The sequence below is a fragment of the Kitasatospora sp. NPDC097605 genome, from assembly GCF_040302725.1.
In the GTDB taxonomy this organism is placed as follows: Bacteria; Actinomycetota; Actinomycetes; order Streptomycetales; family Streptomycetaceae; genus Kitasatospora.
The window spans coordinates 170,733-184,037 of the sequence record NZ_JBEOSF010000013.1 but is presented as its reverse complement, the minus strand read 5'-3'; the positions used below and the strand labels follow the sequence as shown (position 1 = coordinate 184,037).

Annotated in this window: 12 protein-coding genes; 7 read left to right on the top strand and 5 right to left on the bottom strand. The window is 74.2% G+C overall.

Annotated elements, in window-relative coordinates:
* Positions 1 to 161 precede the first annotated feature (161 nt).
* Positions 162 to 434, bottom strand: coding sequence for a hypothetical protein (locus tag ABTX81_RS17540; protein ID WP_350546097.1), 273 nt, complete (start codon positions 432 to 434; stop codon positions 162 to 164).
* A gap of 7 nt (positions 435 to 441) precedes the next feature.
* Entirely contained in the window at positions 442 to 681 is a 240-nt protein-coding gene (locus tag ABTX81_RS17535) for a hypothetical protein (protein WP_350546094.1), read from the bottom strand.
* A gap of 377 nt (positions 682 to 1,058) precedes the next feature.
* On the opposite strand from ABTX81_RS17535, the gene ABTX81_RS17530 reads away from it, so the two are divergent.
* Positions 1,059 to 2,048, top strand: a complete 990-nt coding sequence (locus ABTX81_RS17530) for a helix-turn-helix transcriptional regulator (RefSeq protein WP_350546091.1) — start codon at positions 1,059 to 1,061, stop codon at positions 2,046 to 2,048.
* 231 nt (positions 2,049 to 2,279) lie between these two features.
* Positions 2,280 to 4,709 carry a DUF8508 domain-containing protein gene (locus ABTX81_RS17525; protein ID WP_350546086.1) on the top strand — a complete coding sequence of 810 codons (2,430 nt, stop codon included), beginning with the start codon at positions 2,280 to 2,282 and terminating at the stop codon, positions 4,707 to 4,709.
* A gap of 68 nt (positions 4,710 to 4,777) precedes the next feature.
* On the opposite strand, the gene ABTX81_RS17520 is transcribed toward ABTX81_RS17525, so the two are convergent.
* Positions 4,778 to 5,695: an SGNH/GDSL hydrolase family protein gene (locus tag ABTX81_RS17520; protein WP_350546083.1), complete on the bottom strand. Its 918-nt coding sequence runs from the start codon at positions 5,693 to 5,695 to the stop codon at positions 4,778 to 4,780.
* 254 nt (positions 5,696 to 5,949) lie between these two features.
* Here ABTX81_RS17520 and ABTX81_RS17515 point away from each other — a divergent pair, with 254 nt between their 5' ends.
* Complete coding sequence (locus tag ABTX81_RS17515) at positions 5,950 to 7,605, top strand: FAD-binding dehydrogenase (RefSeq protein WP_350546079.1); 1,656 nt, start codon at positions 5,950 to 5,952, stop codon at positions 7,603 to 7,605.
* A gap of 4 nt (positions 7,606 to 7,609) precedes the next feature.
* Here the strand turns inward: ABTX81_RS17515 and ABTX81_RS17510 are convergent, their stop codons facing one another.
* Entirely contained in the window at positions 7,610 to 8,026 is a 417-nt protein-coding gene (locus ABTX81_RS17510; RefSeq protein ID WP_350546077.1) for a DUF3592 domain-containing protein, read from the bottom strand.
* Positions 8,027 to 8,074: 48 nt separating this feature from the next.
* A complete protein-coding gene (locus ABTX81_RS17505) occupies positions 8,075 to 8,455 on the bottom strand; it encodes an ArsR/SmtB family transcription factor (protein ID WP_350546074.1) in 381 nt (126 codons plus the stop codon).
* Positions 8,456 to 8,554: 99 nt separating this feature from the next.
* Here ABTX81_RS17505 and ABTX81_RS17500 point away from each other — a divergent pair, with 99 nt between their 5' ends.
* The 4 genes from ABTX81_RS17500 to ABTX81_RS17485 all read left to right on the top strand — a co-directional run.
* A complete protein-coding gene (locus ABTX81_RS17500) occupies positions 8,555 to 10,552 on the top strand; it encodes a heavy metal translocating P-type ATPase (RefSeq protein WP_350546072.1) in 1,998 nt (665 codons plus the stop codon).
* A gap of 6 nt (positions 10,553 to 10,558) precedes the next feature.
* Entirely contained in the window at positions 10,559 to 10,981 is a 423-nt protein-coding gene (locus ABTX81_RS17495; protein WP_350546070.1) for a (2Fe-2S) ferredoxin domain-containing protein, read from the top strand.
* A gap of 75 nt (positions 10,982 to 11,056) precedes the next feature.
* Positions 11,057 to 11,308: a hypothetical protein gene (locus tag ABTX81_RS17490; protein WP_030302164.1), complete on the top strand. Its 252-nt coding sequence runs from the start codon at positions 11,057 to 11,059 to the stop codon at positions 11,306 to 11,308.
* A gap of 183 nt (positions 11,309 to 11,491) precedes the next feature.
* Positions 11,492 to 13,305: choice-of-anchor A family protein (locus ABTX81_RS17485; RefSeq protein WP_350546067.1), on the top strand; the 1,814-nt coding region annotated here is incomplete at its 3' end.

Here is a 13,305-nt window from a genome sequence, read left to right as displayed (position 1 = left end):
GGGGGGACCGGGCCGGTGCGGGGGATCCTGCCTATGGGCATGCGCATGTCAGTAACGGGCCGGTCAAAGCCGTAGGCATGAATCGGCCAAATTTGCGAGAGAAGGCAACCGTCCGAAAACCGGACGGAAGATCAGGAAGTGTCCGGCGGAGGGCCGGCGGCCTACGGTGGCGCCGCCACCGCGTAGCGGCGCGTCGGGCCCTCCGCCAGCGCCCGGTCGAGCAGGGCGTGCGCCCTCAGCTCGGCCGCCTCCCGGTCGGGCGCGCGGACGTACAGCACCAGGCCGACGCCTCCCGGGACGGCACAGGCGCGCACGTGTTCCAGGCCGTCGCCCGGAAGCGCGCGCACCCACAGGGCGTCCTGGACGTCGGCGGGTCCGGCCTCGCCCGTCGGCGCGGTCGAGACGTCCAGGAGGGTCAGATGGACGGCGAACACCGAACGGTCAGTCCCAGCCGATGCCGGGGCCGCCGGCCGGGGCGTCCCAGCCGATGATCCGGGCGCCCGGGGCGTCCCAGCCGATGCCGGGGCCGTCCCAGCCGATGCCCGGGCCGGTGGCGGGGGCGGTCGCGGCGAGGGTGACGGCGGCCGGGGCGGCCTGCGGGGCGGAGAAGGCGGGGGCGGCGGCGGTGGCGAGGGCGAGTGCGAGGGCGGTGACGGCGAGCAGCCGGACGGGCTTCGGCACGGCGGTTCCTGTTCTGTGCACGGCGGTTCAGGGCGTGGTTCAGGGCGGTGATCGGAGCGAGCGGCGGTGCGTGGTGAGCGGTGGGGCGGGTGGTGCGGTGCGCGCAGACCGAATACTTCCGTCGCCGGGTCCGTCGCGGGAGGGAGTTCGGGTTGCAGCATCCGGCCAGGCAGCATGCTGCAACCCGGTGACGGCGATCCGGGGTGGCGCCGACGGCCCGCCGCGGTCCACGGAACAGACCGGATGGTCCGGTTCTGCCCGGGTGACCGGATCACGCCTTGTGGGGGCGGGACGGCCGGAGGAAGGATCTGGGGTCGGCGGACCGGACGGATATTCATTCGCTTGAGGCGATGCTGTGACGATCAGGGGTCGTTGACGTGCTGGAACTGCTGGGTCTTGACGCCACCGCGGAAGCCGTGTACCGCGAGATGCTCGCGGACCCGGAAGGCGGAGTGGCCGAACTCTGTGAACGCCTGGAACTCTCCGAACCCGAAGTCAGGGCCGCCCTCGACCGCCTCGCCGACCTGACCCTGCTGCGGGCCTCCCGGGAGCGCCCGGGCGCGCTGTGGCCGGTCAGCCCGGAGCGCGGGCTGGAGCTGCTGCTGCGCCGCCAGGAGGAGGAACTCGCCCGTAGACAACAGGAGTTGGCCGTCTCCAAGGCCGCCGTGGCGCGCGCCGTCGCGGAGTACGCCACGCTCCGCTCGGCGACCCTGGTGGACGGCGGCGAGCGACTGGTCGGCCTCGATGCCATCCAGGCCAAGCTGGAGGTGCTGACCGCCCGGCTGACCACCGAATGCCTGGGCGTGATGCCCGGCGGGGCGCAGTCCGCGGCCAGCCTGGCCGCCTCCCGCCCGCTGGACGAGGACGCCCTGCGACGGGGCGTCATCCTGCGCACCATCTACCAGGACAGCGTCCGCAACGACCCGGAGACCTTCGCCTACACGCAGTGGATGACGGGCCTCGGCGGCCGGGTGCGCACCGCCCCGGTGCTGCCGCCGCGGATGCTGGTCTTCGACGGCACCACCGCCGTGGTGCCGATCGACCCGGAGAACACCCGGGCCGGCGCGCTGTGCACCGAGGAGCCGGGGATCGTCGCCTCGCTGGTCGCGCTGTTCGAGCAGACCTGGGAGACGGCCCTGCCGCTCGGCGGGGACCCCCGCCCCGAGGACGCCGCCACCGGCCTGAGCCCCGGCGAGCGCGAACTGCTGCGGCTGCTGTCCACCGGGCTGACCGACGACGCGGCGGCCAAGCGGCTGGGCGTCTCGGTGCGCACGGTGCGGCGGCAGATGGCGGCGCTGATGGACCGTCTGGACGCGGCGAGCCGCTTCGAGGCGGGTCTGAAGGCGGCTCAGCGGGGCTGGCTGTAGTGGCCGTCACAGCTTCGGGGTAACGGCCGCCGGGCGTACCGGACCTACGCACCCGACGTCATCGAGAAGTTCACTTCCGGACTCTTGTCCGGCCATTTTCTACGCGCGTATCTTTGGGCGCTGCGGGGGACGGATCCCGGCTTCCGCACGGCTTTCTACGCGGGTAGCGGGGCAGTGCGCGCGGTGCGCCCGGCCGACCGACCCTCACCCACAGCTAGGAGTCCCGTTCCGGTGACCACCCCCACTGCTCCCCGTCCGCGTTCCCGGCGCGCCCTGCTGCGCGCCGCGGTCGTCCCGGCCGGTCTGGCCGCCTCCCTGGTGCTGGCCCCGCTGCCGGCCGCCGTGGCCGCGCCCTCCGCCGACGCGCTGATCGCCGAGGTCTACGGCGGTGGCGGCAACTCGGGCGCCACCCTGAAGAACGACTTCGTCGAGCTGGCCAACAAGGGCGGCGCCGCCTTCGGCCTGGACGGCTGGAGCGTCCAGTACATATCCGCGGCCCCCGGCCCCAACTCCCAGTGGGGCGTCACCCCGCTGACCGGGTCGATCGCCCCGGGCGGGCGCTACCTGGTGGCCGAGTCGGCCGGCGCCGCGGGCACCGTCGAGCTGCCCACCCCGGACGCGGCCGGCTCGCTCGCGCTCTCCGGCACCAGCGGCACCGTCGCACTGGTGCGCGGCACCGACCCGCTGACCTGCAAGACCGCCGCCGACTGCGCCGCCGACCCGCGGGTGCGCGACCTCGTCGGCTTCGGCACCGCCGTGGTCCACGAGGGCTCGGCCTCGGTGCCCGGCGCCTCCAACACGGCCTCGGTGGCCCGCAAGGCCGGTCTGCCGGACACCGACGACAACGCGGCCGACCTCGCGGCCGGCGCCCCGTCGCCGACCAACAGCCGCGGCGAGGTCGCCGAGGGCTCCACCCCGACCGGCCCGACCGAGCCGGGCACCGTCCGGATCCACGACATCCAGGGCCGCACCCGGCTGTCGGAGCGCACCGGCAAGACCGTCGCGGGCGTGCCCGGCGTCGTCACCGGCGTGCGCGCCTACGGCTCCAAGGGCTTCTGGATCCAGGACCCGGACCCGGACGCCGACCCGGCCACCAGCGAGGGCCTGTTCGTCTACACCGGCTCCGCCACCCCGACCGTCAAGGCCGGCGACGCGGTGCTGGTCACCGGCAAGGTGGCCGAGTACTACCCGAACTTCAACGGCGGCTCGCAGTCGCTGACCCAGCTGAGCAACCCGGCCGTCACCGTGGTCTCCTCCGGCAACCCGCTGCCGGCCCCGGTGGTCGTCGACACCCGCAACATCCCCGGCACCTACACCCCGGCGGCCGGCGCCGACGGCACCGTCAACGGCGTCACCCTGGACCCGGAGAAGTACACCCTCGACTTCTACGAGTCGCTGGAGGGCATGCTGGTCGAGGTCCGCGACGTGCGGGTCGTCCAGGCCACCGACAAGTACAACGAGCTGTGGGTCGCCGCCGACAAGCAGGACCAGAAGAGCAAGCGCGGCGGCCTGCTCTACGAGTCCTACGCCGAGCCGAACGTCGGCCGCCTGATGGTCCAGCAGCAGGCGCTGGTCTCCGAGCGGCCCTTCCCGGTCGCCAACGTCGGCGACGTGCTGACCGGCACCACCAGCGGCCCGCTGGACTACAACCAGTTCGGCGGCTACACCCTGGTCGCCGGCGCCCTCGGCGCGCTCCAGGACAACCACCTGCAGCGCGAGGTCACCGCCCAGGCCGGCGAGCGCGAACTGACGATCGCCACGTACAACGTGGAGAACCTGGCCGCCACCAACCCGGACGCCAAGTTCGCCGAGCTGGCCGCCGGTGTCGTCACCCACCTGCGCTCGCCCGACATCGTCGCCCTGGAGGAGATCCAGGACAACAACGGCGCCAAGAGCGACGGCACGGTGGACGCGAGCCAGACCGTCGCCACGTTCATCGCCGCGATCAAGGCGGCCGGCGGCCCGGCGTACGACTGGCGCTCGGTCGACCCGCAGGACGGCAAGGACGGCGGCGAGCCCGGCGGCAACATCCGCCAGGTCTTCCTGTTCAACCCGGAGCGGGTCTCCTTCACCGACATCCCCGGCGGCACCGCCACCACCGCGGTGGACGTGGCCGGCACCGGCGCCGCCGCGTCGCTGACCGCCTCGCCCGGCCGGATCGCCCCCGCCGACGCGGCGTGGGCCAACAGCCGCAAGCCGCTGGTCGGCCAGTTCTCCTTCCGCGGCAAGAAGGTCTTCGTCATCGCCAACCACTTCAACAGCAAGGGCGGCGACCAGGGCATCGACAGCCGCTTCCAGGCCCCGACCCGCTCCTCCGAGGTCCAGCGGATCGCCCAGGCCACCGTCGAGCAGGCCTTCGTCGCCAAGCTGCTGGCTGCCGACAAGGAGGCCAAGGTGGTCTCGGTCGGTGACTTCAACGACTACCAGTTCTCGCCCGCGCTGGCCGCGCTCACCAAGGACGGCGTGCTGCGCGACCTGGTGAACGAGCTGCCGGAGAAGGAGCAGTACTCGTACGTCTACCAGGGCAATTCGCAGGTGCTGGACCACATCCTGGTCAGCCCGGAGGTCGGGTACGCCAAGTACGACGTGGTGCACATCAACGCCGAGTTCGCCCAGCAGGCGAGCGACCACGACCCGCAGGTGGTCCGCATCAAGCCGTGAGGCCGCTGACGGTATGGCCGAGGGGGCGGTGACCGGGTCCGGTCACCGCCCCCTCGGGGCTTCACGGGCTACCGCAGGGCGGCCAGGACGGCGTCCGCCATCACCCGCTCGCCGGTGGCGTTCGGATGGAAGGGGACGGCCGGGGAGCCGGGCAGCGCGCCCTCGATCCAGCGGTCGTCCGAGCAGACGTCGTGCCCGCGGGTCGGGCCGGCGGTGTCCACGTAGGTGGCGCCGACCGTGGCGGCGGTGGACTTCAACATCGTGTTCAGCCGGCCGAGCACGCCGTGCAGGTACGGGACGTCGCCCGGGGCGAGCGGCTGGCGCAGTACGCAGGAGGCGCCGTCGGCGGGCAGCACCGAGGGGTAGCCGACCAGCAGGATCCGGGCGTTCGGGGCCTTGGCGCGCAGCTTGCGCACGGTGTCGGCGAGCCGGGGCCCGGTGGCGTCGATCCGGTCGGCGAGGTCGTCGTCGCCATAGCGCCAGGACCAGCTGGACCAGTCCCAGTAGCCGTGGTGGTAGACGTCGGTGCACGGGGTGCCGAGCGGGTTGACCACCGCGCCCGCGATGCAGGTGGCGATGACGTCGCCGATCCCGATGTCGCTGTCGCCGAGGTCGTTGCCGCCGATCCCGAGGGTGATGAGGTCGGTGTCCGCGGTCACCGCGTCGATCTGCGGGTCGTTGACCTTCAGGAAGAGGTCGTACTGGGCCTCGGTGACCGACTTCACCTTGGCGGCGGCGCAGGTGACGTCGCGGTAGGCGGCGGCGTTCAGGGCGGCGGCGACCAGGTGGCCGTAGTTGCGGTCGGAGCGCAGGCAGAGGCCCGCCGACTGGCCCGGGACGCCGGCGCCGGACGCGTAGGAGTCGCCGAGGGCCACATAGCGGTGCGGTGCGGGGGTCGCGGCCTGCGCGCCGGTGGCGGTCATCGCCAGGGCGGCGCCGAGCGCGGCGGACGTGAGCAGCAGGGAATTGCGGGCACGGCGGAGCACGGTTCCTCCTGGGGGAGAGAAACGGGTGGGGGAGGGACAGCCGGGCCACAGCTACTACCGACAGGTAAGTTACTGGCAGGTTTCGCCGTCGTCCATGCCGCGCGCGCACATTTCCGAGAATCCGTCGGAATGTTTCACCAGCCGCCGCGGAGGGAATTCCGAATTTCGCTCCACGGTGTATCGAAGACATTTCCGAAACGCGGTGGAGCGGAATGCGCGCGACCGTTCGCCCTCGGCCCGGAGGAGCTGCCCGCATGGCCCTGGACGCCGATGTGATCGTCATCGGAGCCGGACTCGCCGGCCTCACCGCAACCGCCGAACTCGCTGACGCGGGGCGGCGGGTGATCCTGCTCGACCAGGAACCCGCGGCCTCGCTGGGCGGTCAGGCGCACTGGTCCCTCGGCGGCCTGTTCCTGGTCGACTCGCCCGAGCAGCGCCGGCTGCGGATCCGCGACTCGCGCGCCCTCGCCTGGCAGGACTGGCTCGGCTCCGCCGGCTTCGACCGGCCCGAGGACGCCTGGCCGCGCCGCTGGGCCGAGGCCTACGTCGACTTCGCCGCGGGGGAGAAGCGGGCCTGGCTGCGCTCGCTCGGCGTGCGGTTCTTCCCGGTGGTCGGCTGGGCCGAGCGCGGCGGGCCGCTCGCCGACGGCCCCGGCAATTCCGTCCCGCGCTTCCACCTCGTCTGGGGCACCGGCCCCGGCCTGCTCGAACCCTTCGTCCGCAGGGTCCGCGCGGCCGCCGCCGCCGGGCTGGTCGACCTGCGCTTCCGGCACCGGGTGACCGGCCTGGCGTCCAGCGCGGGCGCCCTCGACACGGTGGCGGGCGAGGTGCTGGTGCCGAGCGGCGCGGCCCGCGGCGAGGCGAGCTCCCGCGAGGTGGCCGGCCGCTTCGAGCTGCGCGCGCAGGCCGTGATCGTCGCCTCCGGCGGGATCGGCGGCAACCACGACCTGGTCCGCGCGGCCTGGCCCGCCCGGCTCGGCGCCCCGCCCGGGCGGATGCTCTCCGGGGTGCCCGCGCACGTCGACGGGCTGATGCTCGGCGTCGCCGCCGGGGCCGGGGCCGGGCTGATCAACGGTGACCGGATGTGGCACTACACCGAGGGCATCGCCGCCCGGGACCCGGTCTGGGCCCGGCACGGCGTCCGCATCCTGCCCGGCCCCTCCCCGCTCTGGCTCGACGCCCGCGGCCGCCGGCTGCCCGCCCCGCTGTTCCCCGGCTTCGACACCCTCGGCACCCTGGAGCACCTCCGCACCACCGGGTACGACCACAGCTGGTTCGTGCTCAATCGGCGGATCGTCGAAAAGGAGTTCCTCCTCTCCGGATCCGCGCAGAACCCCGACCTCACCGGTCGCTCGCTGCGCGGCGTGCTGCGGCGCGCCCTGCCCGGTGTCCCCGGCCCGGTCCGCGCCTACCTCGACCACGGGTCGGACTTCGTCGTCGCGAGCACCCTGTACGACCTCGCCCGCGCGATAAACGCCAGGGCGGGGGCCCGCATGATCGACGCCGCCGAGCTGCGTCGGGTCGTCGAGGCCCGGGACCGCCAGCTCGCCAACCCCTTCGGCAAGGACCTCCAGGTGACGGCCGTCCGCGGCGCCCGCCGCTACCTCGGCGACCGGCCGGCCCGGATCGCCGCGCCGCACCGCATTCTCGACCCGGACGCCGCCCCGCTGATCGCCGTCCGGCTGTCCGTGCTCACCCGCAAGTCGCTCGGTGGCCTGCACACCGACCTCGCCGCCCGGGTGCTGCGCCCCGACGGCTCCGTGCTGGACGGTCTCTACGCCGCCGGCGAGGCCTCCGGTTTCGGCGGCGGGGGCGTCCACGGCTACCGCTCGCTGGAGGGCACCTTCCTCGGCGGCTGCCTCTTCTCCGGCCGCGCCGCCGGCCGCGCGGCCGCCACTGCCACGGCCTGAGGGCTCAGCGGAGGGTGAGGCCCATGAAGAGGAAGAAGGCGGTCGCCGGCGCGAACAGGACGGACGCGTAGGCCGCCGCCGGGACGCCGGTCGCGGCGTGGCGGCCGAGGAGGACCATCTTCCCCGGGTAGCGCGGGAGGTGGGCGATCTCGACCTCGTCGCCCGGTTCGAGCCCCGTCGGGCCGCGCAGCGAGACCGCGGCGGACGCCTCCACCGCGGGGCCGCCGGGGACCTCGAAACGCACCCGGACGTCGTCCTCGACGCCGTCGCCGTCGCCGGCGCGACTGCTCCGGACGTCGATCACCCGGGCGCGGAGGCGCGTTCCGCGGCGGCGGATCCGGTAGGTCATCGAGGCGCGCGACCCGGTGTAGCAGGCGCTGCCGCCGAAGACCGTCCCGATCGTGAGCGCGAGGAGGTTCACGGCCCGCACGCTACTCGTCGGCGCGCTCCCCGCCCACCGTCGCGGCGGTCAACCGCCGTTCGTCGGCGTGGAGTTCGCCCTTCCGTCGTCGGTGATGCCGAGGCGGAGGTGGTCGACGTGGTAGACCGCCTGGTCGAGCAGGGCGGCGACGTGGTCGTCGTGCAGCGAGTAGACGACCGAGCGGCCGCGGCGCTCGCCGACCACCAGGCCGAGGTTGCGCAGCAGGCGCAGCTGGTGGGAGCAGGCGGACTGCTCCATGCCGACGGCGTCGGCGAGTTCGGTGGCGGCCCGCGGCCCTTCGCGGAGCTGGGCGAGGATCAGCAGCCGGGAGGGGGTGGCGAGGGCCTGGAGCGTGCTCGCCACCTTGGCGGCGTTGGACGCGTCCAGGCGCATCCGCGGCACGGCGTTCTCGGCGGCTGCGTGTCCCATGGGGGAATCCTACGGGGGCGCCGACCGGGTGAGGGAGGGCGATGGCAGGTCATATGAACACATGAAGGTGTGTTCATGTATTCCTGTAAGGTGGCGCCCATGTCCGCCACCACGCTCACCCGGCCGACCGTCCCCGCCCCGCCGGTCCCACCGACGCGACCCCGCCGCACCCGGGTGCTCGCGCTGCCCGAGGCCCGCTGGGCGGCCGGCAGCCTGGCCGCCTTCCTGGCCGCGCTCGCCCTCCAGCTCTGCGGCGCCCCCGGCTGGGCGTCCGGCACCCTGTACGCCGTCGCGTACGCCGCCGGCGGCTGGGAGCCCGCCCTCGCCGGACTGCGCGCGCTGCGCGAGCGGACCCTGGACGTCGACCTGCTGATGGTCGTCGCCGCCCTCGGCGCCGCCGCCATCGGCCAACTGCTGGACGGCGCGCTGCTGATCGTCATCTTCGCGACCAGCGGCGCCCTGGAGGCCCTGGCCACCGCCCGCACCGCCGACTCCGTGCGCGGGCTGCTCGACCTCGCACCCGCCACCGCCACCCGGCTGCGCGCCGGTACAGGTCCGGCGGGGACCGGCGGGACCGGGGAAAGCGTGGAGACCGTGGAGACCGAGGAGACCGTGCCCACCGCCGCGCTCGCCGTCGGCGACACCGTGCTGGTCCGCCCCGGTGAGCGGATCGGCGCCGACGGCCGCGTCCTGGCCGGCGCGAGCGACGTCGACCAGGCCACCATCACCGGCGAACCGCTGCCCGCCGCCAAGCGCCCCGGTGACCAGGTCTACGCGGGCACCCTCAACGGTGCCGGCGCGCTGCGGGTGCGCGTCGAGCGCGACCCCGCCGACACCGTGATCGCCCGGATCGTCGCCATGGTCGAGGAGGCCTCCGAGACCAAGGCGCCCACCCAGCTCTTCGTCGAGAGGATCGAGCAGCGCTACGCCGCCGTCCTGGTGGCCGCCACCCTGCTGCTGTTCGCCGTCCCGCTCGCCCTCGGCGCCGACACCGCCGACGCCCTGCTGCGCGCCATGACGTTCATGATCGTCGCCTCGCCCTGCGCCGTCGTGCTCGCCACCATGCCGCCGCTGCTCTCCGCGATCGCCAACGCCGGCCGGCACGGCGTCCTGGTCAAGTCGGCGGTGGTGATGGAACGCCTCGGGCAGGCCGACGCCGTCGCCCTCGACAAGACCGGCACCCTCACCGAGGGCACCCCCCGGGTCACCGAGGTGCGCCCGCTCGACGGCACCGGGGCCGACGAACTGCTGGTGCTCGCCGCCGCCGCCGAGCACCCCAGCGAGCACCCGCTGGCCCGCGCCGTGGTCGCCGCCGCCCGCGAGCGCGGCCTCACGGTCCTGCCCGCCACCGACTTCACCGCCACCCCGGGCGTCGGCGTGCGGGCCGTGGTCGACGGTGCGGTGGTCGCCGTCGGCGCCCCCGGCCCCTACCGGGACCACCCCGCCGTCACCGCCCTGGAGGCGGACGGCCGCACCGCCGTCCTGGTGCTGCGCGACGGCGAGCCGGCCGGCGTGCTCGGCCTCGCCGACCGCCCGCGCGCCCAGGCCCCCGGCGCCGTCCGGGCCCTGACCGCGCTCACCGGCCGCCCGCCGGTGCTGCTCACCGGCGACAACCCGCGCGCCGCCGCCCGGCTGGCCGCCGAGGTCGGCCTCACCGACGTCCGGGGCGGACTGCTGCCGCACGAGAAGGCGGCCGCCGTCCAGGGCCTCGCCGCCGCCGGCCGGCGGGTGCTGATGGTCGGCGACGGCGTCAACGACGCCCCCGCGCTGGCCGCCGCGCACACCGGCGTGGCGATGGGCCGGGCCGGCTCCGACCTCGCCCTGGAGACCGCCGACGCCGTCCTGGTCCGCGACGAGCTGGCCGCCGTCCCGGCCGTGGTCGCGCTCTCCCGGCGGGCCCGCCGGCTGGTGGTGCAGAACCTGGTGATCGCCGGGACGGCCATCACCCTCCTGGTCGTCTGGGACCTGGCGGGTACGCTGCCCCTGCCGCTCGGCGTCGCCGGGCACGAGGGCTCCACCGTGATCGTCGGCCTCAACGGCCTGCGGCTGCTGCGCGAACGGGCGTGGCGGCGGGCCCTGGGGAACGAGGAGGGCTGAGGGAGCATGAGCCGTCGCGAACGCGAACGGGCCGGCGGGAAGGGCGGCGGGCGCGGCCCGGCGTCCCCGGTCACCGTCACCGTCTGCCGGGGCTGCTGCTGCGGCACCCGGGAGAAGCACCCCGGCGTCGACCACGCCGGCCAGTACGAGCGGCTGCGCACCGCGGTCGGCGACGCGGGCCGGGTCCGCGCCGTGAAGTGCCTGGACACCTGCGCGCACTCCAACGTCGTCGTGGTCGGCCCGTCCAGCGAGGGCCGCGCGGCCGGCGGCCGGCCGGTCTGGCTGGGCTGGGTGCTGGCCGACGACATGATCGAGGAGATCGCCGCATGGGTGCACGCCGGCGGCCCCGGCCTCGCCGACCCGCCGGGGATGCTCGACCTCCAGCAGATCTCCGTCTCCCGCCGCGTCAGCGAGGGCCTGCCCGGCTGAGCAGGGGCCCGTTCGGGAACCGGCGGCCAGCGCCTACCATGACCCAGGGCCTGTCTCTCGCCCGGGAGGAAGACGATGACCACGGTCTGCCGCATCTGCGCGGGCACCGGCCGCACCGCCGGCCTCAGCTGCCGGACCTGCCAGGGCACCGGCACCACCGAGGTCGGCGGCGGCGGGGGCAACTGCTTCCTCTGCGACGGCACCGGCGTCTACGTCCGCTACCGGGTCGACGCCACCGGCGCCAAGCACGCCTACCGCGACGAGATCTGCCGCACCTGCGACGGCACCGGCAACCGGGCGGCCTCCCCCTGGGACGAGGCGTCCTGAGCCCCTCCGTCCGCCGCCCCTCCGTCCGACGCTCCGCGGCCCGCCGCTCCGCCGTCTGACGCACCGCCGGGTTCGGCCGCGCGAGCTGACGGTTGGTCTGAGCGGGTGGGTGCGCGCACCATTCAGCGTACCCGGGCGCCCCGTCGCTGACCTTGTCCGGGCGGCCTGGCGGACGCTACGACTATGGCTCGCATCAACCGACTGTTCGCCCGCGTCCGCCGGAAGGCCGCCGCCCTGGCACTGCCGTGCACCATCGTGTCGGCCCTCGTCCCCGTTCTCGCGCTGGGCCCCGGCGCCGTGTCCGCGGAGGCCGCGACCCTCCCCGGCGGCCTGGGGCCCTGTGTACCCGGAAGCTGTCCCGACCCCTTCCCCCCGATCAACAACGGCCCGTTCGCCGGACGGGACAACGGGATCAACATCTTCGTCGGCTCCGACTTCCTGGTCCGCGGCCGCGCCGCCGAGGCCGAGGGCCGCGTCGTCGTCCTCAATGACTTCGACCAGTCGAAGGACGTCGGCGTCAGCTCCATCTACAACATCGGCATCGTCGGGGTCGGCTCCCGGGTCCCCCCGCCGGACGGCGCCGACTTCCTCACCACCGGCGGTGACATCACCATCGCGGCCGGCCAGACCCTGGTGGCCGAGGGCGGGGTCGTCCGCCACGCGGGCACCGTCACCGGCAACGTGACCGGCACCCTCGTCCAGGACCCCAACGCCGTCCAGCCCTACGCCGGACTGCGCGACCAGCTCTCCGACGCCTCCGAGTGCTACGCCCGGGTCAACGGCGTGCCCCGCACCCCGACCGGCATCGCGGTGAACGCGGGCTTCGAGACGCTGTTCACCGGTGACGGCGTGTCGCCGCTGCAGGTCTTCAACGTCGACTTCGACCTCACCGGCCCGGGCGGCGCCCAGCAGGGCATCGCCTTCGCCAACATCCCGGCCGGCGCCACCATCCTGGTCAACCTGACCGGCGAGAACCGGACCATCAACACCTTCAGCGGCGACATCGCCGACACCGACCCGCTGAACGCCTACCGCGAGCGCCTGCTGTGGAACTTCCCGGACGCCACCACGGTCACCCTGGCCGGCACCGGGCAGTTCCAGGGCAGTTTCCTGATCGGTGAGCAGTCCTCGCAGACCACCGTCACCCTGCCCGGCATCAACGGCCGCTTCTTCACCACCGGCGGCCTCATCCACACCAGCTCGCCCACCGGGGGCGGCGGCCAGGAGTTCCACGCCTACCCCTTCAACGGCGACCTGCCCGACTGCGCCGCCGTGGTGACGGGCGAGGTGCGGGTCCTGAAGACGGACTCGGTGACGGGTGCGCCGCTGGCCGGTGCGGAGTTCGAGCTGTGGGAGGAGACCAACGGCATCCCCGGTCTCCAGACCACCGGGATCAACCCCGACACCCAGCAGGGCGGGACCTGCACCACCGGTGCGGACGGCCTCTGCAGCCGCACGGTGGAGGCGGGCACCTACTACTGGCGGGAGACCGCCGCACCGCCGGGCTACCAGCTCCCGGCCGATCCGGTGTTCGGCCCACTGGTCCTGACGGCGGCCAACGCCGCCGAGGGTGTCCAGGTGACGGCTCCCGACGTGCCGCAGGCCCCGGTGACCGGTGAGGTCCGGGTCCTGAAGACCGATGCCGTGACGGGTCTTCCGCTCGCGGGCGGTGTGTTCCAGCTGTGGGAGGAGACCAACGGGATTCCCGGTCTCCAGACCAATGGCGTGAATCCGGACACGATGGTGGGTGCGGCTTGCACCACCGGTGTGGATGGTCTGTGCAGCCGGACGGTGGAGGTCGGTACCTACTACTGGCAGGAGACGGCCGCGCCTCCTGGGTATGCGCTGCCGGTCGATCCGGTGTTCGGTCCGTTGGTGCTGACCCCGGCGAACGCGGCCGAGGGTGTGCAGGTGACGGCTCCCGATGTGCTGCTTCCGGCGGTCACGGGTGAGGTTCGCGTGCTGAAGACGGACTCGGTGACGGGTGCTCCGCTGGC